Origin of the sequence: Exilibacterium tricleocarpae (genome assembly GCF_007004655.1) — a bacterium.
Classification (GTDB): domain Bacteria; phylum Pseudomonadota; class Gammaproteobacteria; order Pseudomonadales; family Cellvibrionaceae; genus Exilibacterium; species Exilibacterium tricleocarpae.
In genome coordinates, this window is sequence record NZ_ML660089.1 from 386,150 (window position 1) to 411,456 (window position 25,307).

A 25,307-nucleotide genomic window follows, 5' to 3' on the forward strand; every position below is an offset into this window, starting at 1 on the left:
AATTTCAGTGTGACTCCGAATCTTTCATCCCACAGGCTCCCCTATTTGAACAAAATAGGCGGAATATAGAAGATTCCTTAAGAAACAAGGGCTTCGCAGCCACATCTGACTTGAGAAACGCACAAATCGCCTATAAAATCCGCGGTCACATTACTGAATGGCTCGCTGTTGGACGGCCCCCGCGCAAACTGGCCGCCGGACCGACGAAAAACAAGCCATAACTCAGGACCAGCCGCTTTACCCCGGGGCATCGACAGCTCTGGGGCTGTGGCTTTTTCCCCGTGGATCGGGGCTTTTGTGGTTGAGAGTAGCGCGTCGGGTCATCCATTGATAAGAACCCGGGCGTATAACAGGCGGTATAGCCGAGACAGGAGACAACAATTATCAAACGAGATAATGCGAAAGGGCGGTCTAAAAAGGCCCGGATTAACGACCAAATTGAGGCCGCACAGGTACGGCTGATCGATGCCGAAGGCCAACAGGCCGGTATCGTACCACTGGAAGAGGCCTTGCAGGTGGCCCAGGCCGCCGGACTGGATTTGGTGGAAATCGCCCCGGACAGCGACCCGATCGTCTGTAAAGTCATGGATTACGGCAAGCATTTGTTTGATATAAAGAAAACGCGAGCGGCTTCGAAGAAGAAGCAAAAGCAGCAACAGGTAAAAGAAATGAAGTTTCGCCCAGGGACGGAAGTGGGAGATTATCAGGTCAAACTGCGCAACCTGATACGTTTCCTAGAGCACGGGGACAAGGCCAAGGTATCGCTCAGATATCGCGGCCGCGAAATGGCCCACCAGGAACTGGGAATGGAGATGATGCAACGCATCGAACACGACCTGGAGGAATTGGGCACCGTTGAGCAGCGACCGAAAATGGAAGGCCGACAGCTGATCATGGTGATTGCCCCGAAAAAGAAAAAGTAACCGGGCTTTTAGCTGCCTCTTTACTTTGTTTATTCACTTAGAAGCCAAAAGGCTTCCAAATGCGGAGTTTTTCTCATGCCAAAAGCTAAAATACATAGTGGCGCTGCCAAGCGCTTCAAGAAAACCGGTGCCGGTTACAAGCACAAGCACGCTTTTAAAAGCCATATCCTCACGAAGATGACCACCAAGCGCAAGCGTCAGTTGCGTGGTACCAGCGTAATTAACGCTGCGGACAAGCCATTGGTGGAGCGTATGCTGCGGGCCAAATAACGGCCGTTTCCATTCGTTAGTTTTTTTCGTTTCGTATGATTATGCAGACTCCAGCCGGAGCCTGCCAGCAAGAGGATTGAATTATGGCCCGTGTAAAACGTGGTGTAGAGGCGCGCCGTCGTCACAAGAAGGTTTTGAAAGCAGCCAAAGGCTATTACGGCGCGCGCTCGCGCGTCTTCCGCGTCGCCAAGCAGGCGGTGATCAAAGCCGGTCAGTACGCCTATCGTGATCGTCGCGTCAAGAAGCGCAACTTCCGCGCTCTGTGGATTACCCGCATCAACGCGCAGTCGCGAGCCCTGGGCATGACCTACAGTCAGTTGATCGCCGGTCTGAAAAAGGCCGAAATCGGTCTGGACCGCCGCGTCCTGGCCGACCTGGCGGTACACGACAAGGTGGCTTTTGCGGCTGTGGTTGATAAGGCTAAAGCAGCCCTGGCTCCCGCCGCTTAGGCTTAGGAGCCGGTCGCCCAGACTGCAATTATCCCGCTTTGTGTTATCGTTGTTTGTCACCAAAGCGGGTACGATAGGAAGGGGAGGGGACTGCTGAGTTCTCTTCCCTTTTTTCATAAAGCTTACAGATCACAGTGTATACAGCGCTGACCGCCACTCGAAGCGATAACAGGCCGTCAGTTTGTGCGGAGACCGTGAATGGAAAATTTGTCAACACTGACCGACCAGGCCCTGAAGCTGGTGGAGAAGGCGGATGACCTGGCGGCACTCGATCATGTGCGGGTGGAGTATCTCGGTAAAAAAGGCCAGCTTACTGCCTTGCTAAAAGGCCTCGGCCGCCTGTCTGCCGAAGAGCGACCGAAAGTAGGGGCGGAGATCAATCGGGCCAAGCAGCGTATCCAGGACCAGATTACCGCCTCGAAGCAGCGCCTGGAACAGGCCGCCGTGGCGTCGAAATTAGCCGCGGAAACCATCGATGTCACCCTGCCGGGCCGCGGCGGCGACAGCGGCGGCTTGCATCCGGTTACCCGCACCCTGGAGCGTATGACGGCCCTGTTTGCCGTGGCCGGCTATACCGTCGAGGAAGGGCCGGAAATCGAGGACGACTACCACAACTTTGAAGCGCTCAATATTCCCGCCCACCATCCGGCCCGGGCCATGCACGATACGTTTTATATCGATGCCGCCACCATGGGTCGCAGTGGCAAGACCGACTCGTCGGCGTCCTATGTACTGCGCACCCATACCTCGCCGGTGCAGGTGCGAACCATGGAAAATCGCGAGCCGCCGATCCGCATCGTCTGCCCCGGCCGGGTCTATCGCTGCGACTCAGACCTGACCCACACCCCGATGTTTCATCAGCTCGAGGGCCTGGTGGTCGATAAGGGCATCAGCTTTGCCGATCTCAAAGGCACGGTGGACCAGTTTATCAAGGCATTTTTCGAGGCGGATGTGCCGGTGCGTTTTCGCCCATCTTATTTCCCGTTTACCGAGCCCTCCGCTGAGGTGGATATTCAATGCACCAATTGCGGCGGCGATGGCTGTCGGGTCTGCAGCCACACGGGTTGGCTGGAGATAATGGGCTGCGGTATGGTGCATCCGAATGTCTTTAAGGCGTCCGGTATTGACGCGCAGGTTTATACCGGTTTTGCTTTTGGCATGGGTGTGGAGCGCCTGGCGATGCTGCGCTATGGCGTCAACGACCTGCGCCTGTTTTTTGAAAATGATTTGAAGTTTTTAAAGCAGTTTTAGGCTGGTCGGGCTTTCAACGCCAGTCGTCGAAACCAAAGGCTGGCGCGAAAGAGGCTCGCTTTAGGGGGCCTGGCTGATGCTTGGAAGAGGGATTGTGCCACTTGATCGGCCCGGCTCTGCGAGGGGCTTTCAGAAACACGTCGTAAACCCTTCCCTGGGGACTTCTCGACAGCATCCCTGCTGTCGAGAGTTTCTGAAAGCCCCTCGCAGAGCCGGGCCTACCCTCGGCACATTTAATAAGCTCACTCTTAGGTGCCAACCGCGGGGGCTTTAAGGACGTTGCTTGCGACTGGTATTTTTTTGTGGGAATTTCTGTTTCCGAGGGCCTTTGTCTGCAGGAACTCTTGTATTCGGTAGCTGCAGCTCCACGGCGTCGTTTTTTGGGATTATCTTTTTTTAGGAATATGTAGATGAAAATTGCCATTTTTGGAACCGGATATGTAGGCTTGGTAACCGGCGCCTGCCTGGCGCAGGTGGGACATAATGTCTGCTGTGTGGATGTCGATAAAGACAAAGTCGCCAGTCTCCGCGCCGGCGTTATTCCTATCTACGAACCGGGCCTCAAGGATGTCGTCGAGCATGCTGTCGCCGAGGGCCGGCTTTCATTTACCACCGATGCCCGGGAGGCTGTCGACCACGGCGAGGTCATTTTTATCGCCGTGGGAACGCCGCCGGATGAAGACGGCTCAGCGGACTTGCGCTATGTGCTCGCAGTCGGCAAAACCGTTGCCGAACATATGCAGGATTATCGGCTGGTTGTCACTAAATCGACCGTACCCGTGGGTACGGCAGATAAGGTGAAAAGCGCGATGACAGAGGTACTCGAGGCGCGTGCCGCCACTATAGCCTTCGATGTCGCTTCCAACCCCGAGTTTCTAAAAGAGGGCGCGGCTGTCAGTGACTTTATGAAACCCGACCGTATCGTTGTCGGCACGGATTCGCCACGGGTCGAGAAGCTGATGCGGGAACTCTATGCCCCGTTCAACCGCAACCACGACAAGCTGATTTTTACCGACGTGCGCTCCTCCGAGTTGACGAAATACGCCGCCAATGCGCTGCTTGCCACCAAAATCAGTTTTATGAACGAGTTGGCCAATATTGCTGAAAAGGTGGGGGCCGATATCGAGCAGGTGCGTCAGGGCATAGGTTCCGACCCGCGTATTGGCTACCATTTTATTTACCCCGGTTGTGGTTACGGCGGTTCCTGTTTTCCGAAAGATGTAAAAGCACTGGTTAAGACTGCGGAGGACCTCAGCTACGCGCCGCAACTGCTGTCCGCTGTTGATGCCGTCAACGACCGCCAGAAAGAGCGCCTCTTTCAAAAACTTAGGATCCGCTTCGGGGATGACCTCACGGGCAAAACCATCGCCCTGTGGGGATTGGCTTTCAAACCCAACACCGACGATATGCGCGAAGCGCCCAGTCGCACCCTGATGGAGGCGCTGTGGGCGGCCGGCGCCAAGGTGCGCGCCTTTGATCCCGAAGCGCTGCACGAAGCCGAGCGGCTCTACGGCGACCGCGACGATCTGCAGCTTTGCAGCAGCGCGTTTGAAGTGCTTGACGGTGCCGACGCCCTGGTGATCTGCACCGAGTGGCAGCAGTTCCGCTCACCGGACTTTGCGGAAATCAAACAGCGTTTGACCCATGCCGTGATCGTCGATGGCCGCAACCTTTACGATCCGGCGTTGATGGCGGAAAAGGGCATTGAGTATTTTTCCATCGGCCGGGGGCGGTGAGTCTCCGGTGCTGTGTGAGCCCGGCTTGGTGAATCGATAGCGGTGAACCGATAGTGATGGGCCGACGATGGTGAACTGAACCCAGTGACAAAACAATTCGAGACAGCTTATGAAGTTAAGTGAATCCTGGTTGCGCGAGTGGGTCAACCCGAACCTCAACACCGCCGAACTGGTGGAGCAAATTACCATGGCGGGGTTGGAAGTCGACGCTACCGAGGCGGTGGCAGGGGCTTTCTCCGGCGTGGTGGTGGGCGAGATTCTCAGTGTCGAGCAGCATCCAAACGCCGACAAACTGCGGGTCTGTCAGGTAGCCGGCGGCGCTGAGGTAGCTCAGGTGGTGTGTGGCGCGCCCAATGCCCGTGCCGGTATCAAGGTGCCGTTTGCCACCGTTGGCGCCAAGTTGCCGGGCAATTTCAAAATCAAAAAGGCCAAGTTGCGCGGGGTTGAATCCTGCGGCATGTTATGCGCCCAGACCGAACTGGAGGCAGGCGATGACGCCAGCGGTCTGTGGGAACTGCCTGGCGACGCGCCGACCGGTGCCGTATTGCAGGATTTCCTGGGGCTGAACGATACCATTATTGAACTTGATCTCACGCCTAATCGCGGCGACTGTTTGTCCATCAAAGGTGTGGCCCGCGATGTCGGCGTGCTCAATCGCCTGCCGGTGGTCGAACCGGATATCGCCCCGGTGTCGCCCGGCATCGATGACACTCTGCCGGTGACTCTCGAGGCCGGGGCACGCTGCTCCCGCTACGTCGGCCGCGTTATTCGCAATGTCGATCTCTCCCGTAGCAGTCCCACCTGGATGCAGGAACGGCTGCGCCGCTCGGGTGTGCGCAGTATCGATCCGGTGGTCGACGTCACCAACTATGTCCTGCTGGAACTTGGACAGCCAATGCACGCCTTCGATCTCAATACCCTCGAGCAGGGCATTGTGGTGCGCATGGCGCGCGCTGGGGAGCCGTTAAAGCTCCTGGACGGACAGGACGTGAAACTGAGTGACGATACCCTGGTCATTGCCGATGCCGGCAAGGCTGTGGCCATGGCCGGTATTATGGGCGGTGCCGAAACCGCCGTGGGTGCCGGCACTAAGGACATCTTCCTGGAAAGTGCATTTTTCGATCCCATTGCCATTGCCGGTCGGGCGCGCGCTTATGGTTTGCACACCGACTCTTCTCACCGCTTTGAGCGGGGAGTCGACTTTCGCCTGCAGGAGCAGGCGGTGGAGCGCGCCACGCAACTGTTGCTGGATATCGTCGGCGGGGCACCGGGGCCGGTAACAGTGACCGAACTGGCAGAGGAGGTACCCACAGAACGTCGGGTAACACTGCGTCGTGAGCGTATCCACGATGGCCTCGGTTTCGCCATGGACGATGCGGATGTTGTCGATATCCTCAGCCGTCTGGGTCTGACACAACTCGACGGCGATGCGCAGGGTTGGACGTTCGGCATTCCCAGTTACCGGTTCGATATCGCTCTGGAGGAGGACCTGCTAGAAGAGCTGGCCCGGATCTACGGATACAACCGCCTGCCCACCACCAGTTTCAGCGGTCAAATGCGCATTCAACCACAACCGGAAACACTGCGGGGACTGGCTGCGCTGCGCCAGCAGCTAATTGCCAGAGGCTATCGGGAAGCAATTACTTATAGTTTTGTTGATCCCGCTTTGCTCAAACTGCTTGATCCCCAGGCAGAGCCGGTCACACTGCAGAACCCGATCAGTGCCGAAATGGCGGTGATGCGCACTACCTTGTGGGCCGGTCTGGTGCAAGCCGTGCTGCACAATATCCACCGTCAACAAAGCCGTGTGCGTTTGTTTGAGGCCGGTTTGCGCTTCGTACCCGGTTCGCGTGGCCTGGCGCAGGAACCCGTACTGGCGGGTGTGATATACGGCCAGCGCCACGCTGAAAACTGGGGGCAGGAAGCGGACCCCTCGGATTTTTATGACTTGAAAGGCGATCTTGAGTCATTGTTGACCCTAACCGGCGATGAAGTGGCGTTTTCCTTTGTCAGTGCAGCCCACCCGGCCCTGCATCCCGGCCAGTCGGCCGCGATCCTGAACAATGGTACCGAGGTGGGTTATATCGGCACCATTCACCCACAAATACAACAGTCTTTGGGTTTATCACAGCCGATTTTCCTGTTTGAGATCGCCCAATCGGCATTGCGGGAGGCACGGCTGCCAAAGTTCCGGGAACTGTCCAAGTTCCCCGAAGTTCGCCGCGATATAGCCGTTATTGTCGACCAATCGCAACCGGTTGAGACTTTACGCAAGGTTGCCTCCAAAAAGGCCGGGGATTACCTCCGAGAGTTAAAGGTATTTGACCTGTATGTGGGCAAAGGCATTGATCCACATAGAAAAAGTGTTGCTTTGGGCTTGACGTTTCAGCATCCTTCCCGCACTCTTACTGAGGATGAGATTAACGCCTCTATGGATGCGGTGGTTAGAAGCCTGGAGGTGGAATTTAACGCTACTCTCAGATAATAAGGGCCTCTGACCAATGACACAGGCGCTGACCAAGGCGGACTTGGCCGAAAAGCTGTATGAAGAGCTTGGCCTCAACAAACGCGAAGCCAAAGAGCTGGTGGAGATGTTTTTCGAAGAAATTCGTTCAGCCCTGGAGAATAACGAACAGGTAAAACTGTCCGGTTTTGGCAATTTCGAGGTAAGGGACAAACGCCAACGCCCGGGCCGCAATCCGAAGACGGGCGAGGAAATCCCTATCACCGCCAGGCGTGTGGTAACTTTTCGACCGGGACAAAAGCTAAAGGCGCGAGTCGAGGCATATGCTGGAACCAAGCAACAATGACGAGCTGCCGGTCATTCCCGGCAAACGGTATTTCACCATCGGTGAGGTCAGCGAGTTATGTGCGGTCAAGCCCCACGTCCTGCGTTATTGGGAGCAGGAATTCCCTCAGCTAAAGCCCGTTAAACGCCGCGGCAACCGCCGTTACTACCAGCGCCAGGATGTCCTGACCATCCGCCAGATTCGCGCGCTGCTCTATGATCAGGGGTTTACCATCGGCGGTGCCCGCCAGCAGATGAACGGCGAGAGTGCCAAGCAGGATGCCAGTCAGTTCAATCAGTTGGTCAGTCAGATGGTCAATGAGCTGGAAGAGGTGTTGCAGGTTCTGCGTATGGATTCCTGAGGTGCCGGCATCGGGTCGTTCCAACAGCTTCCGATCTCGTTTCGGTACCTGAAAAACCGCTTGCAATCCGGACCCGATCAGTTATTATTTTGGCCTCCCTCATAGGGGTTGATTTCTAAGCAAATCAATAAGTTATCAAGATAGTGAGTTATAAAAAGCAAGCGGAGCCTCCCGGCCGAGCTTAGCCTATTCGGAGCGTAGCGCAGCCTGGTAGCGCACCACACTGGGGGTGTGGTGGTCGTCGGTTCAAATCCGGCCGCTCCGACCATCTAGCACCTTGATTCCATTAGTAATTTCTCTACCAGTAACACATCGCGAGACGTGCCCGTTTTACCAGTGTGCGTTCGTTGCACGCCATCCAGTACCGACACCACTTTGGCCGCCGTCCCCTTGGCCAGATGGGCGTATTTCTCCGTCTCCTTGATGTTGCTGTGTCGCATGGCCTCTTTGATTTCTGCCAGAGGTACGCCGGCCTCCCCGAAAAATTTGGACATGCGAATGCTTCCAGGGAGGATGGCTTGGCGGACTCGAGCAGCTCTGACCTTTTGTGCATGTGTTTCCTGAAGCCAGTTGAAATAGCCCTTGCATTTTTACCACAAATCATCGGGGGGACTTGAATTTAGGACGGCGGCCGTGAGAGCTGTGTAACGCCCAGAACTTGTTGTGCTCAGGTGCTGCCATATTGCTCTCTAATGTCGCGATGATCCTATGATCGCCCGGCTCAATGAAATCGGGGTCTCAAATAAGTGCCATCTACTGCACCACTACAAATGGCCTTCCTGTTGGATGTCAAATAATTTGTTTTTTAAGGCGCCATTGTGGATTTTCCTTGTCCCACTGAACAAGATAGTTGATCCGCTTTAAACCCCAAAACGTAGTCCCATTGTCAACATTAGAACGCGCTTAAACAATTGAGCGCGTACAACCTCTGAACCCCGGCAATTTAAATGGATACCTCACTGATTAGCCTATTCATTCATTTAGGAGGACAATGATTGTGGAAAAAGTAAGCTTCAATATCGACGGAACACCCCTGGTTGGCGATCTCTACAAACCTGCTAGTACAGGTAAGGCGCCAGCGGTAGCGATCATCGGCCCAATGACGTATCACAAGGAACAAGCTCCAACAGAGTATGCGAAGCGCCTCGCGGATCGCGGATTCATAGCGCTAGCCTATGACAGTCGCTACCGTGGTGAAAGCGGTGGTGAGCCACGGGAATGGGAAAACCCCGCTCACAAAGTTGCAGATTTAAAGGCAGCGGTGAACTACCTGAAGAGCCGCGATGATGTAGAGTCCGGTCAAGTCTCGATCTTGGCCATCTGTCAAGGTAGTTCAGAAGCAGTCAAAGCCGCCGGGGAACTTCCAGATTTGCACGCACTGGCCACATTGGCGGGTCACTATAGAGACGCTGAAGGCGACTTTGAGTGGCTGACAGAAGACGGATATGCTGCTCGCAAAGCCGCAGGGGAGGCCGCTGCGAAGAAGTACGCCGACACTGGAAAAGTCGACTATGTAAAGGCCTCTGATCCAGTCGATGTGAATGTTGGCATGCCCGGCGACTTCGTTTTTGCGTGGTATGGCCCCTGGGCTGATCGCGGTATTTGGAAAAACCGGTATGCCGTTATGAGCGATGCGGATTTATTGTCCTTTGAATCCATTTCGGCAGTGCCGAACATTAAGGCCCCATGGTTGATGATTCACGGCGACAATTGCTTCTTGCCCTCAGCGGCAAAGCGTCATATCGGGGCGATTGCCCCCACCACAAAACATGAAGTGGTCTGGAACGACACACCGCATCTTTCCTACTACGATCAACCGGATGTGCTCGAAGAGGCCGCAGATCGTATCTCTAAATGGTTTAACAATGCTAACACCAGTAACCATTCAGGGTTGGGGGCAGCTTAAATTTCAGCAAGGCGTAAAATCGAGACTTAGCCTGTCTTTTTGATCGTACAAGACAGTTATTAGGATCGCGTCGCTGATGCTGCTTGGCCTAACAAGGCGATGTTAACATCTGCGGCGTTGCACCAGCCCTCTAAGTCTCTCGAGTGTGTTGCTTGCATCAAAACAAATAGGCGTACTTCTCTGTCTCCTTGGTCCTTTCTCGGGTATGGTATTTAATAGCATCGTGCTGCATTGGCTATTTCCAGTCCAGCACTCACGTCAAAAATTGACGGCTATCCTAAGTGCACTTGTCCTAAACGGTGAAAAATCCACAGACTGGACTGATAGTGATCGGTTGAAGGTGGCGACATCCGACAGCGATAATAGTACCGGCTGTCAGTCGTTTACTGAAGGCTGGTTGGCCCGGAAAAAGGTGCTTGTCGGAGCAGATGATTTCATTTTAGCCTCCGGCGACTGTGTTGACGCGATTTATCGCGTCAGCTATGCCGGTGAAAAAAATACCTGACTTTTCGGCAAACACGCTGTCGGTGATGACAACGTCCTATATTCAAGCGAGTTACGCTTCGGACGATTATGTAAAACATCTCCCGCTTCACGGTCGCTAACAATGGCATAGAGAACATCGTCCACTCAGAAAAATATTGTCCCGTTTCGTGCATTCAATGGCTGAATAGTTATGGTAGCTCATTAACTAATCGGGATAGGATGATATTGCTAGGTGGAATACAGAACTTTATATTTTGAAAACTAGGAGCCACACAATGAGCACTCTGTCAAAAGAACAAATTGCACGAGCCTGGAAAGACGCTGACTACCGCAAGAGTCTGACGCCTGAACAACAAAAGCAGCTTCCCAATGCGCCGACGGATGCTGATGAATTGTCCATATCCGAACTGGAGGAAGTAGCCGGTGGTTGTGAGTGCACGCTGGGAACCGAAAATGACGTTCTGAACGAAGTTTGATATCACCGTCACCGATGGCAACCTCAAGGCCGTCAGCCAGCCCATTCTCTCCTGCTTAGGTGAGAATGGGTTTGTCCGCATTTGCTATAGCTCATCTCCAAAGACAAGCTCAAGGTCTTCCCTTCGACTACTGCCTGACCCAAAATTCCAGTTACGACAGTAAGCTCATTGCATTCATCGACTTAGGCCGATTCAAAATAGCTGAACCGACTCATTATATTGGCCCATTTAGCTCGCTCAATGGCCGGATAATTATAGCAACCGGTAGAAAAATAAAGGTAGGATTGTAGCGGTATTGAGGAAACATTTATCACCTATCAGAAAAGTTAGGAGTCGCAAATGAGTATGTTGACTAAAGAACAAATAGCACGGGCCTGGAAAGATGCCGATTATCGCAAAAGTCTAAGCGAAGAGCAGTTAAAGCATCTTCCCGAAGCCCCTGCCGATGCCAGCGAGTTATCAGTATCGGAGTTGGAAGAAGTGGCAGGTGGCTGCGAGTGCACAGCGGGCACCGAAAACGATGTCTTGACGAATGTTTGAGATAAGCGAATATTCGGGCATCTATTTCCCCACAGGTAGTTAAAACAGCGAAGCCCACTCTTCTGAGAAAGAAGAGTGGGCGGTGTTGGTAACGACTATCTAAACCTCGCTTCACTCACAGGAGAGGGGGGCCCCTCAGTCCAAGGGCCCGCACGTTAATACCAAGAGTTGGTGGGACGCCTATGCATAACAGCATTGCCTGTACCGAAACAGGCCAACAGACCGATGATAAGTACTTTCGCATTATAGACAATGGTGTTGATACAGGTTTGGCAGATCGTATCTGGGAGATCCTACAGCGCCCCGACTGGCGCTGGGGTCAGCGTTCGACAGGAAAGACCCCCCAAAAATTCTGGGCAAAAGATCTGGACGATGAAGAAGCTATTATCGAGTTGTTTGAGGGAGTGAAACACCGCCTTCCCACAATTGCCGACAACGACCTTGTTATCCGTAAGGTTTACGCAAATGGCCACACCCACGGCCTGGGAGGATCGATTCATCAAGACAATGAATCCCCTGGCTTCTACACGTTGCTGTACTATGCCAACCCAGAGTGGCATCCAAGATTTGGAGGAGAAACGCAATATTATAGCGATGATCTTTCTCAGGTCATCCACACTGTCTTACCAAGCCCGTTGCGGTTGGTTTTCTTTGATGCACGGATTCCTCATTTTGGTTCCCCCCCGAGCCGGGAATTCTGGGATCTCAGAATCACAGTCGCTTTTAAGCTACAGGCGGTGCCGAAGACCTAAAAAAATCACCATGAAAGCCAGTCGTACAGAAACAATCCAGGCGGAATTACATAGTAATTGCGGTTGGTTTCGCGCCTTGACCTTATATGAACGGTCCCGCTTGTTGCGGGAGCACTGTGAGAAAGCCAAAAACGACGCCTTGCCAAGGGCGGAAGAAGATGTCTCTGGGATCGACGGGGGTAGTACAAAAAAAACTGCTGATGACCCTTTAACAACCGCTGGTGTACCCTTAAAAACCCCTGACGGCTCTTCAAATACCGCTGATGGCTCTTCAAATACCGCTGACGGCTCTTCAAATACCGCTGATGGCTCTTCAAATACCGCTGATGGCTCTTCAAATACCGCCACAGAAGATCTCTTCCAAGTTTGGAAAAATCAACGCCCTTTTAACGACGATACTGTTTTCCATGCACGACTTCGCTCAATCGAACTGAATGAGGCCACCTTCCGCAGGGCGATAAGCACGTCCGACGCAGTGCTGTCCAGTTGCTGTCAGCCTCCCAAGTGGTTGATTGAAATACTTCAGGCCATAATATATGGCAGCGATCGTCCACTCCCCGCCCTTCTTGAGAAAAAACTAAGCGGGAGCTTTCTTACACTAATTGCACCTTTTTTACATACTCCGAACACCCGCCTGACCTCTGCCATAAGGCACTATCAGAAAGTAACAAACCAAAAAGATTCCGATTTCGACAGGCATGCATCAGTTTTCTACGATGCGCTCGAAAAATCCTGCCTGGTGCTACTAAACTATACTCTCATACTCGAACTTCATGTCAGCAAGCTGACTTCACAGCTCTATGGGGAGAGTGCGGACGAGCGTTATCAGGCTTTTATTAGCCAATTGGGGCGTCGAGATAGGCGGCTTGAATTATTTAGAGAGTATCCCGTACTAGCCAGAATAACTTCTGACTTTCTAGAAACCTGGACCACCGCCAAGTGCGAATTCCTACACCGCCTTGGCACCGACTGGCAGTCGATCCTCGACAAATTCAATCACTCTGAACATCCGGGCGCGCTTGTCTCACTGACACAGACTGGAGATACTCACAGAAATGGGCGTTCGGTGATGATTGCAGGATTCGAATCCGGCTTTCAAGTAGTCTACAAACCCAGAAGCCTGTTACTTGAGACTCATTTTACAGCACTGCTGGTCAGCCTTAACGCCTGGGGAGAATTCCCGCCTTTGCGCCCGGTCAAAACCTTCGATCGAGGTGATTATGGTTGGCAGGAATTTGTCTCTTCTTCGACCTGTACCCAACAGCAGGAGGTGACGCGTTTTTTTGAAAGACAGGGTGCTTACTTGGCCCTCCTGTATTTTCTCCGCGGACACGACTTCCATTCAGAAAACGTTATCGCTGCTGGCGAGCACCCAATGCTGATCGATCTAGAAGCGCTTTTCCGCCCCGTCATCTCTTGCCCGGCTAAGGATCGGTACAATATCGCTTCACGCAAGGAGATCGAGGCGTCAGTCTTTAATGTCATGCTTCTGCCTTATGTGACTGAGGAGGGGCGGGTCGGTGGCGGGCTGGTATCCTGGTCGGGTCAATCCACTACCTTAGAGTTAGTGAATCCTGCCACCGATGAAATGAAATTCCGCCGTGTGAAAAAGCCCGTCGTTAAACGTGACAATACGCCGACCCTCAATGATAAGAGTATCGATGTTTCCAGCTACGAAAACACAATTATTTCGGGCTTCAAAAAGATGTGCGATGTTTTTATCCGCCATCGCAGCACTCTGCTTTCATCGGCAGGCCCCCTTTGTCCATTCCGTAACGATAAATGCCGGATAGTTTTGCGTCCAACTTCGGCCTATGCTCTTTTACTAAAGCGTGCCGTGCAGCCGGCTTCCTTACGGGATGCACTGGAACGGGATCGCAGGATGGATGACTTGTGGATTGCTACCGCCGGTATGGAAAATGCCGACAAGACCAATGCCGATGAACACTCAGCACTGTTACGAAACGATGTGCCACTGTTTACGGCTCAAGCTGATTCGAGAGACCTTATACTCAATTCAGGCAAGGTCGTGCGTAACTTCTTCGAACGCAGTGGCTGGGAAGTTGTACAACAGCGTCTAACGACTTTCACCCGGAAAGCATACCATCGACAGCTATGGTATATCCGCGCCTGCTTTGCCACTTTGCCCCAACCCAGAACCAAATCCGCCATACGTATCAATAAGTGCCGGGACCGCTTTCCGAAAAACCCCTGTCCTATATATCACAGCATGTCGATTGGCGATGAGCTGGAGCGCCTGGCCGTTAGGGACAACGGCAATATGGGCTGGATTGGCCTCAACTTCCGGCATCGCCGTTTTTGGCGCCTCGAGCCGTTGGGCGCCGATCTACCGAACGGGCTGACCGGTATCGCTCTTTTTCTGGCTAGCCTTGGGGTGGCGACAAACACCACCCGCTATACCGCACTTGCGAAACAGGCGGTACTTAATGCCACCAAAATTCTCGAGCACAAACCCGCCTCATCGATAGGCTTTGACGGCTTGGGTGGTCTGGTCTACAGCTTTTCTCATCTTAGTCGTCTTTGGAAAGACCAGCGTTTGCTCGATCGTGCAGAGGCCCTGATTGACACCTTCGATGGGTCGGCTGCTAGCGCCAAAAGCACTGACGGCCTGTACGAAAGGGCATCGGGTATTATGGGGGTTTTAAGTTTCTTGCGGTGCCGCCAGTCAAAGCCCATTGAGAACATGGTTGTTGAATGGGGTGAAGATTTGTCAAACAGGATACGCTTCGGAGACCGGCGTGATGAAAACCTGGAGCATCAACATGATTGTCATCAGCAAGTCAGGCGCCCGGTTTACCTCGATGGAGTGAAACTCAGTTTGAAAATGTTGGTACGACAGCTCGGCCCGGACAAACTCAGACTAGGGAGCATAACGATAGAGCCTTATGAATCTCCGTGTCGCACGGTACATCCTTCTCCCTATGAACCGCTCGGCCCGGGGCCAGTGCTGCTGGCTAGGGCGGCGGACCATGACACTACTGTTCTCCGCCGCATTAGCACCTTCATAGAGAGCCTGGAGAATGAAAAATATCAGCAAGATCACTCACTAGTTAAAGGTGAGGCGGGCCTCTTGGATTTTATATCACAGGCTTGTCTAATGTACCCGAGCGCTGGCTGGCATCAGCTCTTGGAACGGAGAACGGCAGTGTTATTGGCCAGGCTTGAGCACAGTAGAGCGATTTGCGCTACAACCACAGGGGTCGAAACGCCGGGTCTATCGTACGGTATGGCCGGTATCGGCTATAGTCTGTTGCGGTTATCCCGTCCGAGTCAGCTTCCATCACTTTGCTCGTTCGAGTTACCGGGAGAGAGTACATATGCGCCATTTAAAGCCGCAGAAAACTCCTAAGCCTGTGGAATTACCGGCAAGGCTATATAGTCACAGAGTTGATTACCCCTTTCCTGGTATGGATACTTGGCAGTCTGTAGGCAGGGCAACCCAGCGATGCGGCATCCATATCGACGAAACCCCTGGTCCAAAGCTCCATCTTTCTGTTATCTAACGTATAGGTCCCGTCGGTGTTCAAATGACCGATAATATTTCTGTCGTCCTTTAACATAACCGTGCATTTACCAAGACTGCCATCTGCCCTTATCATCAGGTGATTAGGCATGGCCGCGTAGCAGATATAGGGATCACTCTGTTTGTCGGTCTCATCTTGATCTCTTAGCGACAGGCCCACAGAGTCTCTGATACGGGCAATAGTGTCATCCACGTCCTTGGCGACATACTGCTCTACATCAGAGCTTATACCTTCTCCCAGATTGTTAATCTTTTCGATATTTACCACATAGCGTTTATCGACCAGTAGTCTACTTTTAATACGTTCACACAGCTTCAACATAGAGACAGAATTACAGCTAGAAATATTGAGTCTCAATATTATTTTAAACTGATCTTCCAAACCTCTAAAAGACAGAAGATTCCCCCATATCTTGGCGAAGCTCCCCGTCCCATTAGTTAACTTCCGGGTAGTATCGTGGTCGATTTTATCACCATCCAGGCTAATCTGATATTTACGTATCCCCAGAGCACAGAGCTCCGCCAACAGTTCTCGATCAAGCAGGTAGCCGTTTGTGGTCATAGATGCCGCGTAACCAAATTCGCGTTTTCTCCTGAGAGCCATGATATGGCGAGAGATGTCTTTAACGGCCGCGATGTGCAGGGTCGGCTCTCCCCCAAACCAATTGACCGACAGACCTTTCAGCGTGGGCGCTGCTTTTGAAAGCAGGCTCTTTATACCTTTTATGGTGTCGGTTGACATTTTTCCCAGCGCAAAGTCCTCATAGCAGTACGTACATCTGAAATTGCACTTTTCTGTTGGAAGAATCGTCAGGTTCAGGTAGTTTTCGCTACTTGCGACAAAAAATTTCTTCTTAAATCGCTCTCCAAACTTCAAGCTGCCCCCTGTTTCGACCTGATAGCGCCCCTCTAGCGACCGGTTCACCCGCCGTGGGGCTGGCACCCTACATTACTCGTCCCGCCAGATATCTCATCCAGCAGATCATCGTCATATAACATGTCGTCGTTGTGGGTATCATCAGTTTCCTTGTCGTCATACTTCTCCTCTTTTGTTTTGCCTTCACTCTTTTGCTTGCCGCTGTGGTTCTTTCCGCTATTCATTGCTCTTTCCTCAGTGTAAATACTGTCGAATAGTATAGTCGAATATATATTTTCATTGGGCGCGCCCTCGTTTTTTGGCTGATATTTACCGCCTATTGTCTGATTAGTATCTATTTCAAAGCTGGCTTTTTTCTTATGATTAATGGCCGTAACGTTATCTGGCCGATGTGATGCTCAATGCTACTATTTGAAAACGCAACCTACCCGTAAGCCGGCAGAAGAGGTGTGATATCAGTTCGCCAACAACGAAAAAAATCAGAAAATCCACCTTTCGTGAAGAGGCCATAGAAAGCCAGCTTAAAAATCACGGACACGTCGTGCTGGCCAGGCCGATGTCTTTTTCGGTCATAACGGGCCTTATATTCGCAATCCTGTTTATATCGGGGCTGTACCTGAGTCTTTCTTCCTACACCAAGTCCATTGGCGTCAAAGGGGTATTGAAAACCACCGAAGGTATGACGAAGGTTTTCGCTTTCGAGGAAGGCACCGTAATCGATCTGTACGTTGAAGAAGGCGACATAGTGGAAGAGGGCGACGCACTCTACAAAATAGGCACGGATCGAGATGGGGCCACCGGGTCGATTAACACAAAGTTGGCGGAGGACCTAAAAGAGAGCTACGCCTTGGTTGAACAAAAAATACAGTACCAGCAAGAGATTATGAGTTTGGATGCCGAGGAGTTCACCAAGAAAATTGACGGCAAGAAAATAACGGTAGCGCATATAGAAGAGGAGATAGAATTAAAGCGAAAACATCTCAGTCTGCTTAGTAGCGAGCTGTCGGCCGCCAAAAAGTTGCTGGATAAAAAGATAATCCCCAAGAACGAATACAATGTAAAGTATTCGCAATTTATTGAAGTAAGGATTAGCATCAAAGAAATGGAGCGCCAGCGCGGGGCTTTACTGGAGGAAATCGCTTCCGGACAGTCAAATCTAAAAAACATGTCTCTCAAGGGTCGCTCATTAGTCACCGAGTACAGACAGACCCTGAATGAACTGAAGCGACAACTGGCCGATGTTGAAGCCAAGAAATTCTATATTATTAATGCACCGTCGTCAGGTACCGTGGCGAGTATATTTTTCTTACGCGGCTACTTCATAGAAACGAATAAACCGCTGATGACAATGTTACCGCTGAACTCGGAAATTGTCGCTGAAATATATATTCCCAGCAGATCAGTGGCCCAGGTTTATACCGAGCAACCGATTAACCTCAGGTATGCCGCGTTCCCCTATCAGACCTACGGTCTGTATAGAGGGAAAATTCAATCCATTTCAAAGTCGCTGATAGAGCCCTTCCAAGCCAAGGTTCAGGAGCTGGTTACAGAACCTTCATACCGAGCAATAGTAGAATTGGAAAAACAGGAGGTCGATGGCTACGGTAAATCCATCAGACTACAGTCGGGTATGTTATTGAATGCCGATATAGTTGGAGAGAGACGAAGTCTATTGGCTTGGTTTTTCTCCCCTGTTTTAGATGTCTTTCGTAGCATAGAAAGCTGACTTATGAGCGACAGTGTACTTGGTAAACTAAAATTTGGCAGCCGGCACTCCTTACCGGTTGTGCTACAGGGTGAAGCCTCGGAATGTGGTCTGGCATCTATCTGTATGATAGCCAACTACTACGGCCATAATATCGATCTGGTAAGCCTGCGTCGCAAATATCCTATCAGTCTCAAGGGGGCAACCTTAAAGCAATTGGTCAATATCGCCAATATGCTGCATTTGTCCGGTAGAACCCTCAAAGTCGAATTGGATGAGTTAAAGCGCCTGAATACACCGGTTATTCTACATTGGAATATGAACCACTTCGTGGTACTGGCGTCGGTTAATCGTAACGGCATAACCATTCACGACCCCGGCAAAGGCTTGGTAAACCTGACCTGGAAGGAAGCGAGTCGCAGTTTCACCGGCATAGCCCTGGAGTTAAGGCCAACTGACGAATTCAAAGAGAAAGATGAAGAGGCCAGCCTTGGGTTCTCCGTACTTTGGAGCAGTGTAACAGGGTTGAACGGCAGCATTTTGCAGATTTTAATACTGTCACTGTTATTACAGCTTTTTGTTCTGATCTTTCCTTACTTTATTAAGCTGGTAGTTGATAATGTCATTGTAACCAACGATAGAAACTTCCTGGTCATACTGGGTGTTGGCTTTACACTGTTGACACTAATGCGGGTTTTCACTCAAGCATTCCGTTCGTGGGTGATTGTCTATCTGCGAACAATACTAAATATTCAGTTAATTACGAACCTGTTTCGACATCTATTGCGGTTGCCCATGGGGTGGTTTGGCAAGCGTTTCGTCGGCGACATTATTTCCAGGTTCAGCTCACTTGACTACATCAAAGATTTGCTGAGCGAAGGGTTTGTTGAGGGTATTATCGACGGTGCAATGGCTGTCTTAACCTTGACGATGATGTATATCTTTAGTCCGACGCTCGCCACTATATCCCTGATAGCCGTCACGCTCTATGTCGTATCCAGGCTCGTTCTATATCAACCCATGAGAAATAGGACAAAGGAAGGTATACAGCTAAAAGCTGTGGCGACCGGGATGTTTTATGAATCAGTTCGATCAGTTCAGCCGATTAAGGTATTTAGCGGTGAATCCATTAGTCAAGCAAAGCTGGAAAATGCCAATGCGGAATGGATGAATGCCGATATCAAGCTTGGTCGTTTGGAGATTACCCAGGCGACGTTCAAAGAGCTCCTATACGGCCTGGAGTTGGTCCTTATTATCTGGATAGGCGCTTACTTAGTGCTGGGTGGAGACATAACCTTAGGGGTGTTCTTTGCCTTTTTGTCCTATCGGCAACAATTCGCAATGAGTACCCAAACGCTGCTGGATAAGATTATCCAGTTTAGGATGATGGGGCTCCACCTGTCCCGCATTGCCGATATAGCCCTTGAGGACCAGGAAGAAGCCCTGGAAACCGAGTTTCCCGCCCCGACCAATGTCATGGGGAAAATCGAAGTTGAAAACCTTTCCTACCGTTACAACGAAAATGAACCCTACATTTTTGAAAACCTGTCTTTCACCATAGAGGCGGGAGAGTGCGTTGTTATCGTTGCGCCTTCAGGGTTCGGTAAGACCACACTTATGAAAGTATTGATGGGCCTGTTAAAAGCATCTGGTGGATCGGTGTTGGTTGACGGCAGGGATATAACCCAAATCGGTTTGAATAACTATCGCCAGATGACGTCTGCAGTGATGCAAGGCGATTACCTATTATCCGGATCGATCGGTGATAACATCAGTTTCTTCGCCGTCGAGCAGGATATGGAGCTGTTGGAGGCCGCCTCCAGAGACGCCTGTATTTATGATGACATTATGGCCATGCCTATGGGGTTTAATACCCTGGCCGGGGATATGGGCAGCACGCTTTCGGGAGGGCAGGTACAGCGGGTCCTGCTGGCCAGGGCATTATACAAGCAGCCAAAGATTCTTTACTTGGACGAAGCCAGCAGCGCCCTGGATGTGAATACTGAGAAGAAAATCAATATGGTTCTCAAAAATATGGGAATTACACGCATCATGATTGCCCATCGTAAAGAGACTATCGATATGGCAGATAGGGTTATAGATATCTTACATCTCAAGCGCGAGCAGGAGGAGAATCAAAAGAAATCAACAGGCAGCACAAAGCTGGAGGTCGTGAAGTAATACGTTGTGGTATTGAGAGAAAAATTTCCGATAGTTAATATCGAGAGAAATATATGAAGACAATAGGGTGTACAATAGGTCTTTTGACTCTATTTTTGTTAGCTAACTCAAGTAGCCTCGCTTCTTCTGAGAAATTATTGTCTGTCGAAGAACGGATACACGGATTGTCACTGATCTGGAAAGAGGCGAGTTATAACTTTGCCTATTTCGACCAGGTGCCGGATCTAGACTGGGATGCCACCTACCTGGAGTTTATTCCGAAAGTCATCAACGCAAATAGCAACTTTGATTACTATCGCCTGCTAACACGGTTTGTCTCGTTACTCAGCGACGGTATGACTAGTGTTGAGATGCCAGAGGGTTTGGTGGAAAATCACATTGACTTTCCGGCCGTAAAGCTTGCTGAGGCTAACCGGCAAGCGGTTGTTATTGCTGTCGATCAGCGATATAAAACGGAGCTTCCACTGGGCAGCGTAATATTGAAAGTTGACGGTAAAGCAGTGGAGGACAAGGTTAAACAAGATGTTTTTCCATACATTAGCAGCTCGACTGAGCATATTCGATGGCATAAAGGTATCAGAGGAAGCTCTGCGTTCGGCTATGGACTTTTGGCCGGGGTTCCTGGCACCTGGGCAGAGATCAAGGTCAAATACCCGCATGGAGAAGAAAAAACCTTAAAAATAAGAAGAGACGCCAGAGACCGCACCATAGGCTGGCATAGTGTCAAAGGCCTAGGCAGTGATGACGACTTTCAATTCCAATTGCTGGACAATGGTATGGCCTATCTGGCACTCAATAGCTTCGACAATGAAGAGGTGATTGAGAAGTTCAGAAATGTGTTGCACAGACTGAAACTGGTAAGAGGCCTAATCATCGACCTTCGATATAACGCCGGCGGTAATACATACATCGCCGAGGAGATCGTAAAGCACCTAAGCTATTATGATATACCGGGTGCCCGCACCAGAATGAGGATTCATAATTCAACCTTTAAAGCCTGGGGACGTTACGCAGAGGATTTTAGTTGGGCGGAAAAGTACAGGCCCTACTTTGAAGGCGACGCCTGGCTGGTCAATGAGCCCGAAATCGTATCCGTTGACGGAGTGGATAAGGTTGTTATCCCGACAATATTGCTTATCGGTAGAGAAACATCCGGTGCGGCGGAAGATTTCTTGGTCTACACAGATTCACTAAAGCACTTTACCACAATCGGTGAACCGACCTTTGGTAGCACCGGACAACCTCTCTTGGTGGAGTTGCCGGGAGGCGGCCGGGCCTATATTTGCACCAAGAGAGACATGTTTAGCGATGGCAGAGACTTTGTGGGTTATGGTATCCAGCCGGATATCAAGGTTGTAAGGGACGTGGATTACTATCTTTCCAGGGAGGATGCCGTATTAGAGAGGGCAAAAGCGCTTTTGATCAACGAGGCCGGACGGCTGGGACAGGGCGCGCTTGACGGCAATGCTTACCAGGCTTTGAATCAATCCAACGTCAACCCCAATTAAGACTGTTCTTACTATGGCGCGACGATAATTTGCAAATTGGCCAATAGGTAATGGCCAGGGGCTGGAAAGCTGTAGTGTCCGGTTTTTTAGTATGGCCTAGTATCTGTAGACCCAGGAGTTCGCTAATAAATACATTTAGGCAATCATTTGACTCGACTGGTGCAACTATGCTGGAAAATATCATTCACATCGAAAAACCTCCGCAGGTGCAAGAGAAAACCCTCCAGGTAATTGACAATGCGGTAGGCGATGACCTTGCAGAGCGAATATGGCAGATAGTAAACAGGCCTAAGTGGCATTGGGGACATATGTCTCGAAAATCTGCCCCACAAAAGTTCTGGGCTATGGATCTGAATGGCGAAGAAGCTATGAAGGAGCTGTTCGAGTCGGTGCGACCGCACTTCGATATCGCCGCTCACACAAAACTTGCCTTGCGTAAAGTTAACGCAAGTGGTCACACCCATGGCCTTGGAGGAGCAATTCATCAGGACTACAATACTGATGACTACTATTCGATGCTTTACTATGCAAATCCTGTTTGGCATCCCAAGTTCGGTGGTGAGACACAGTTTTATAGTGACGATCTCAACTACATTATTCACAGTGTAATGCCAAAGCCATCTCGAGTGGTCTTTTTCGACGGGCGAATACCGCATTTCGGCCGCTCACCCAGTCGAGAGTTCTGGGGTGTAAGAGTAGCAATAGCATTCAAGCTGAAAGTCATTACCCGGGACGCGGCAGCTCCCTGAGTTACCGTCACAGGATTTGCCTTCATAGGGAAAACTCTGAATGGAAGACTTCATGGAAAAAGCGGGGGAGTGTCGATGACAGAGAGTAGATATGATTTGGCGAGCCTGATTCACCCGGTCAGTCTGGATACATTTCGGGATGAATACTGGGAGAAAAAACCCCTGGTGATTCATAGAGAAGTCCCCGGCTACTTCGACGGACTGATGTCCTTGAGGGATTTAGACGAGCTTATCTCATCGACCAGTATCCGCGCGCCTCTGGTAGTAACGAGAGGTGGGGAGAACGGCGGCGGACTTACGCAAAAAAAAACCAGTGCGAATGACCTTATCGACCGCGCTAATTTACTCGAACGGCTGTATAGCCGATATCGAAATGGTGCCACTATCAATCTTCATTTCGCCCACGAGCAGTGGACACCTTTGAAGAAACTCTGCCAAACTCTCGCCAGCGAGTTATCCGCGTCATTTCACACCAACATTTACCTGACACCACCTAATGCACAAGGTCTGGATACTCACTATGATACGCATGACGTATTTGTGTTGCAGACAGTAGGCTGCAAGCGCTGGCGATTGTACGATTCACCTTTTAGACTGCCTACGCAAAGTCTATCCTTCAAGAGCGAGAAGCTGGAGATTGGTGAACCTTCAGCCGAGTTTGATCTGCATACCGGTGACCTGCTTTACATCCCCAGAGGCTGGGTTCACGATGCGAGAACGTTGAACACCACGTCAGCTCATATCACTCTGGGCGTACATCATCTTACCTGGGAACATGTGTTGCGCGGAGCGATTGTCGACATATTTGAACGAGATGGAACCTTCAGAGCTTCGCTGCCTATTGGGTTCAATAGCGATCCGGCGCTACGCTGCAAGGCTGAAGAGCAGCTAAGCGCCTTGATCGACAACCTATGTCAAAAAATCGACCCGACACAACTTATCGACGAAGCCGCTGAGGAGGCCTGGCAGAGTACACAGTCATCTTTGGGCGGCCATTTGGTTGACCTGGTGGAACTGGAGCGCCTGGGCTTGGACACTACTGTCACAAAGAGACTTGAGGCGGCGGTCAGTCATACGAAAGAAAAAGATCTGGTGTTCTTGAGGTTTAACGGCAAGAAGATTGAGTTGCCGGCCGATCTCGAGAAGGAAGTACAGTTCATCACTCGCAATAAAACCTTCGCTGCGAGGGACCTACCAGGTGGGCGTGACGATCGCGACAAACTGGAACTGGTTCAGCACCTCGTCATGGAGGGTTTGCTGACGATGAATCCGGTCGACTACTAATTGTGATCCCCACAAAACTGTTGGTATTCCATATAACCAGGAAACTCTCCCTCTGTTGAACAGTAACGACACGTCGGATCTTTGTGTAACTGGAATTCACGAAACTTGCACTCCATCGCATCGTACTGCAGTAATCGACCGATCAGCGATTCCCCTTTATCCAGGACAATCTTAATAGCCTCTACCGCTTGCAACAGACCGATGACCCCCGGGAGAACACCCAAAACACCGGCATCCGCGCAAGAAGGCGCTAACTCGGGAGGCGGCGGCTCCGCGTGCATACAGCGATAACAGGGCCCTCCGCGCGCGGGGTCCAGTACACTGACTTGGCCTTCAAAGCGAAACACGCTGCCGTGTACACATGGAATTTTTAGCCTCAAGCAGGCGTCATTGATGAGATACCGGGTGGGAAAATTATCACTGCCGTCCACCACGACATCATAACCCGTCATGATACGTTCGACATTTTCCGGGGTTAGACGTTCTTCAAACGCTTCGATGGAAATACCGGGGTTAAACTCCGTCAGAGTTTTACAGGCAGATTTGACTTTTGCTTCACCGACGCTATCGGCCCTATGCAAAATCTGCCGTTGCAGATTCGATGCCTCCACTTTGTCAAAGTCTACAATCCCCAGTTTTCCAATACCCGCTGCCGCCAGGTAATAGGCGCTTGGACTGCCCAGTCCACCGGCGCCTATAAGCAGTACCTGGCTTTCGAGTAACTTAATCTGTCCTTGTTCCCCCACCTCAGGAATACGGAGATGTCGGTCATAACGCTTGCGTTGTTCGGTGGACAAGACCATGGGTATCTTGACAGGGTTCCCACTCTCCTTCCAATGATTAAAGCCACCGCTCATGGATCGCACGCGAGTATAGCCCATTTGCAGCAGTGAACTGGCGGCCAACACGGATCTGGTTCCGCTGGCGCAATAGACAATCAGGTTCACCGTGCGGTCTTTAATTATACTTTCGACTTTAAGTTCCAGAAAACCTCTAGGGAGATGAACTGCCTCCGCGATGCACCCTTGCTGGCGTTCATCGGTTTCCCTGACGTCGAGAAATGTTACCGGATTTCCATTCGCTACTTCTCGTGCAGCTTGATCAACGGATACTGCCGGGATATCCTTTTTTAATCGATCCAACAGGTCGGTAAATGTTTCAGCCACGATATCCTTTGCCTCCTGTTTGAAAACAGCTGACGGGTTTTTAAAAAGAGAATTTTCATCCGCCGGAAAAAGCCGGAATTATTGAAATAACATCACCATCGCTGATGACTGTTTCTACACCGTCCAACTCTCTGATGTCTCTTTCGTTCAAGTATAAGTTAATAAAGCGCCTTAATTTCCCGGAGGAGTCAAATAGCTTGTCGGCGATGCTGCCATGCTTATCAATCAGGTTCCGGAGATTCTCCTGAACCGTATTCCCCGATACTACGACTTCACGATTACCCAGCACAAAGCCGGAGAGTGACGCGGGTATTCTAATCTTGACATTCATCTTCAGTCTCCTGATAAAACTGC

The 25,307-nt window shown here is 51.1% G+C and carries 24 protein-coding genes and 1 tRNA gene; 20 read left to right on the top strand and 5 right to left on the bottom strand.

Features of this window, described 5'->3' with window-relative positions:
* The first annotated feature begins 383 nt into the window (after positions 1-383).
* The 9 genes from infC to FKG94_RS06245 all read left to right on the top strand — a co-directional run bounded on the left by infC (position 384) and on the right by FKG94_RS06245 (position 8,047).
* Complete coding sequence (gene infC / locus FKG94_RS06205; RefSeq protein WP_142903326.1) at positions 384-923, top strand: translation initiation factor IF-3; 540 nt, start codon at positions 384-386, stop codon at positions 921-923.
* Between the two features lie 75 nt (positions 924-998).
* Positions 999-1,193: a 50S ribosomal protein L35 gene (rpmI, locus tag FKG94_RS06210; protein ID WP_142903327.1), complete on the top strand. Its 195-nt coding sequence runs from the start codon at positions 999-1,001 to the stop codon at positions 1,191-1,193.
* A gap of 83 nt (positions 1,194-1,276) precedes the next feature.
* Entirely contained in the window at positions 1,277-1,642 is a 366-nt protein-coding gene (gene rplT / locus FKG94_RS06215) for a 50S ribosomal protein L20 (RefSeq protein WP_142903328.1), read from the top strand.
* A gap of 198 nt (positions 1,643-1,840) precedes the next feature.
* Complete coding sequence (gene pheS, locus FKG94_RS06220; protein WP_142903329.1) at positions 1,841-2,893, top strand: phenylalanine--tRNA ligase subunit alpha; 1,053 nt, start codon at positions 1,841-1,843, stop codon at positions 2,891-2,893.
* Between the two features lie 410 nt (positions 2,894-3,303).
* A complete protein-coding gene (locus FKG94_RS06225; RefSeq protein ID WP_142903330.1) occupies positions 3,304-4,629 on the top strand; it encodes a UDP-glucose dehydrogenase family protein in 1,326 nt (441 codons plus the stop codon).
* 109 nt (positions 4,630-4,738) lie between these two features.
* Positions 4,739-7,114: a phenylalanine--tRNA ligase subunit beta gene (gene pheT, locus FKG94_RS06230; protein WP_142903331.1), complete on the top strand. Its 2,376-nt coding sequence runs from the start codon at positions 4,739-4,741 to the stop codon at positions 7,112-7,114.
* A gap of 16 nt (positions 7,115-7,130) precedes the next feature.
* The gene (ihfA, locus tag FKG94_RS06235; protein WP_142903332.1) at positions 7,131-7,439 is read left to right on the top strand and encodes an integration host factor subunit alpha; all 309 of its coding nucleotides are present in this window, start codon (positions 7,131-7,133) and stop codon (positions 7,437-7,439) included.
* Entirely contained in the window at positions 7,417-7,779 is a 363-nt protein-coding gene (locus tag FKG94_RS06240; RefSeq protein ID WP_142903333.1) for a MerR family transcriptional regulator, read from the top strand. Before ihfA ends, FKG94_RS06240 begins: the two co-directional genes overlap by 23 nt.
* A 191-nt stretch (positions 7,780-7,970) precedes the next feature.
* Positions 7,971-8,047: transfer RNA gene (locus FKG94_RS06245), tRNA-Pro, on the top strand.
* Position 8,048: 1 nt separating this feature from the next.
* On the opposite strand, the gene FKG94_RS06250 is transcribed toward FKG94_RS06245, so the two are convergent.
* Positions 8,049-8,273 carry a hypothetical protein gene (locus FKG94_RS06250; RefSeq protein ID WP_142903334.1) on the bottom strand — a complete coding sequence of 75 codons (225 nt, stop codon included), beginning with the start codon at positions 8,271-8,273 and terminating at the stop codon, positions 8,049-8,051.
* Between the two features lie 503 nt (positions 8,274-8,776).
* Here FKG94_RS06250 and FKG94_RS06255 point away from each other — a divergent pair.
* From FKG94_RS06255 to FKG94_RS06280, 6 genes are all read left to right on the top strand, one after another.
* The gene (locus tag FKG94_RS06255; RefSeq protein ID WP_179957506.1) at positions 8,777-9,685 is read left to right on the top strand and encodes an alpha/beta hydrolase; all 909 of its coding nucleotides are present in this window, start codon (positions 8,777-8,779) and stop codon (positions 9,683-9,685) included.
* Positions 9,686-9,830: 145 nt separating this feature from the next.
* The gene (locus FKG94_RS06260) at positions 9,831-10,190 is read left to right on the top strand and encodes a hypothetical protein (RefSeq protein ID WP_179957507.1); all 360 of its coding nucleotides are present in this window, start codon (positions 9,831-9,833) and stop codon (positions 10,188-10,190) included.
* A 256-nt stretch (positions 10,191-10,446) separates the two neighbouring features.
* Positions 10,447-10,647 (top strand): mersacidin/lichenicidin family type 2 lantibiotic, encoded by a 201-nt coding sequence (locus FKG94_RS06265; protein ID WP_142903337.1) that lies wholly within the window; start codon positions 10,447-10,449, stop codon positions 10,645-10,647.
* A gap of 339 nt (positions 10,648-10,986) precedes the next feature.
* On the top strand, positions 10,987-11,187 hold the full coding sequence (locus FKG94_RS06270) for a mersacidin/lichenicidin family type 2 lantibiotic (protein ID WP_218943451.1): 201 nt from the start codon (positions 10,987-10,989) through the stop codon (positions 11,185-11,187).
* Positions 11,188-11,369: 182 nt separating this feature from the next.
* Positions 11,370-11,939, top strand: a complete 570-nt coding sequence (locus FKG94_RS06275; protein ID WP_142903338.1) for a 2OG-Fe(II) oxygenase — start codon at positions 11,370-11,372, stop codon at positions 11,937-11,939.
* 10 nt (positions 11,940-11,949) lie between these two features.
* Positions 11,950-15,309 (top strand): type 2 lanthipeptide synthetase LanM, encoded by a 3,360-nt coding sequence (locus tag FKG94_RS06280; protein WP_142903339.1) that lies wholly within the window; start codon positions 11,950-11,952, stop codon positions 15,307-15,309.
* A gap of 22 nt (positions 15,310-15,331) precedes the next feature.
* Here FKG94_RS06280 and FKG94_RS06285 read toward each other — a convergent pair whose 3' ends face one another.
* A complete protein-coding gene (locus FKG94_RS06285; protein WP_179957508.1) occupies positions 15,332-16,360 on the bottom strand; it encodes a radical SAM protein in 1,029 nt (342 codons plus the stop codon).
* Positions 16,361-16,404: 44 nt separating this feature from the next.
* The gene (locus tag FKG94_RS06290) at positions 16,405-16,584 is read right to left on the bottom strand and encodes a hypothetical protein (protein ID WP_142903341.1); all 180 of its coding nucleotides are present in this window, start codon (positions 16,582-16,584) and stop codon (positions 16,405-16,407) included.
* A gap of 317 nt (positions 16,585-16,901) precedes the next feature.
* On the opposite strand from FKG94_RS06290, the gene FKG94_RS06295 reads away from it, so the two are divergent.
* The 5 genes from FKG94_RS06295 to FKG94_RS06315 all read left to right on the top strand — a co-directional run bounded on the left by FKG94_RS06295 (position 16,902) and on the right by FKG94_RS06315 (position 23,787).
* On the top strand, positions 16,902-18,086 hold the full coding sequence (locus FKG94_RS06295) for a beta-barrel domain-containing protein (RefSeq protein WP_142903342.1): 1,185 nt from the start codon (positions 16,902-16,904) through the stop codon (positions 18,084-18,086).
* Positions 18,087-18,089: 3 nt separating this feature from the next.
* A complete protein-coding gene (locus FKG94_RS06300) occupies positions 18,090-20,246 on the top strand; it encodes a peptidase domain-containing ABC transporter (RefSeq protein ID WP_142903343.1) in 2,157 nt (718 codons plus the stop codon).
* Between the two features lie 53 nt (positions 20,247-20,299).
* Positions 20,300-21,754: a S41 family peptidase gene (locus FKG94_RS06305; RefSeq protein WP_142903344.1), complete on the top strand. Its 1,455-nt coding sequence runs from the start codon at positions 20,300-20,302 to the stop codon at positions 21,752-21,754.
* 167 nt (positions 21,755-21,921) lie between these two features.
* Positions 21,922-22,503, top strand: a complete 582-nt coding sequence (locus FKG94_RS06310) for a 2OG-Fe(II) oxygenase (protein ID WP_179957509.1) — start codon at positions 21,922-21,924, stop codon at positions 22,501-22,503.
* A gap of 75 nt (positions 22,504-22,578) precedes the next feature.
* Positions 22,579-23,787: a cupin domain-containing protein gene (locus tag FKG94_RS06315; protein ID WP_142903346.1), complete on the top strand. Its 1,209-nt coding sequence runs from the start codon at positions 22,579-22,581 to the stop codon at positions 23,785-23,787.
* On the opposite strand, the gene moeB is transcribed toward FKG94_RS06315, so the two are convergent.
* Entirely contained in the window at positions 23,784-24,953 is a 1,170-nt protein-coding gene (moeB, locus tag FKG94_RS06320) for a molybdopterin-synthase adenylyltransferase MoeB (RefSeq protein ID WP_142903347.1), read from the bottom strand. The genes FKG94_RS06315 and moeB overlap by 4 nt on opposite strands.
* A 55-nt stretch (positions 24,954-25,008) precedes the next feature.
* Entirely contained in the window at positions 25,009-25,284 is a 276-nt protein-coding gene (locus tag FKG94_RS06325; RefSeq protein ID WP_142903348.1) for a MoaD/ThiS family protein, read from the bottom strand.
* Positions 25,285-25,307 lie beyond the last annotated feature (23 nt).

Coding starts and splice junctions, on each gene's coding strand:
- rpmI (WP_142903327.1), top strand. CDS start 999: ATGCCAAAAGCTAAAATACATAGTGGCGCTGCCAAGCGCTTCAAGAAA.
- rplT (WP_142903328.1), top strand. CDS start 1,277: ATGGCCCGTGTAAAACGTGGTGTAGAGGCGCGCCGTCGTCACAAGAAG.
- pheS (WP_142903329.1), top strand. CDS start 1,841: ATGGAAAATTTGTCAACACTGACCGACCAGGCCCTGAAGCTGGTGGAG.
- FKG94_RS06225 (WP_142903330.1), top strand. CDS start 3,304: ATGAAAATTGCCATTTTTGGAACCGGATATGTAGGCTTGGTAACCGGC.
- pheT (WP_142903331.1), top strand. CDS start 4,739: ATGAAGTTAAGTGAATCCTGGTTGCGCGAGTGGGTCAACCCGAACCTC.
- ihfA (WP_142903332.1), top strand. CDS start 7,131: ATGACACAGGCGCTGACCAAGGCGGACTTGGCCGAAAAGCTGTATGAA.
- FKG94_RS06240 (WP_142903333.1), top strand. CDS start 7,417: ATGCTGGAACCAAGCAACAATGACGAGCTGCCGGTCATTCCCGGCAAA.
- FKG94_RS06250 (WP_142903334.1), bottom strand. CDS start 8,273: ATGTCCAAATTTTTCGGGGAGGCCGGCGTACCTCTGGCAGAAATCAAA.
- FKG94_RS06265 (WP_142903337.1), top strand. CDS start 10,447: ATGAGCACTCTGTCAAAAGAACAAATTGCACGAGCCTGGAAAGACGCT.
- FKG94_RS06270 (WP_218943451.1), top strand. CDS start 10,987: ATGAGTATGTTGACTAAAGAACAAATAGCACGGGCCTGGAAAGATGCC.
- FKG94_RS06275 (WP_142903338.1), top strand. CDS start 11,370: ATGCATAACAGCATTGCCTGTACCGAAACAGGCCAACAGACCGATGAT.
- FKG94_RS06280 (WP_142903339.1), top strand. CDS start 11,950: ATGAAAGCCAGTCGTACAGAAACAATCCAGGCGGAATTACATAGTAAT.
- FKG94_RS06290 (WP_142903341.1), bottom strand. CDS start 16,584: ATGAATAGCGGAAAGAACCACAGCGGCAAGCAAAAGAGTGAAGGCAAA.
- FKG94_RS06300 (WP_142903343.1), top strand. CDS start 18,090: ATGAGCGACAGTGTACTTGGTAAACTAAAATTTGGCAGCCGGCACTCC.
- FKG94_RS06305 (WP_142903344.1), top strand. CDS start 20,300: ATGAAGACAATAGGGTGTACAATAGGTCTTTTGACTCTATTTTTGTTA.
- FKG94_RS06310 (WP_179957509.1), top strand. CDS start 21,922: ATGCTGGAAAATATCATTCACATCGAAAAACCTCCGCAGGTGCAAGAG.
- FKG94_RS06315 (WP_142903346.1), top strand. CDS start 22,579: ATGACAGAGAGTAGATATGATTTGGCGAGCCTGATTCACCCGGTCAGT.
- FKG94_RS06325 (WP_142903348.1), bottom strand. CDS start 25,284: ATGAATGTCAAGATTAGAATACCCGCGTCACTCTCCGGCTTTGTGCTG.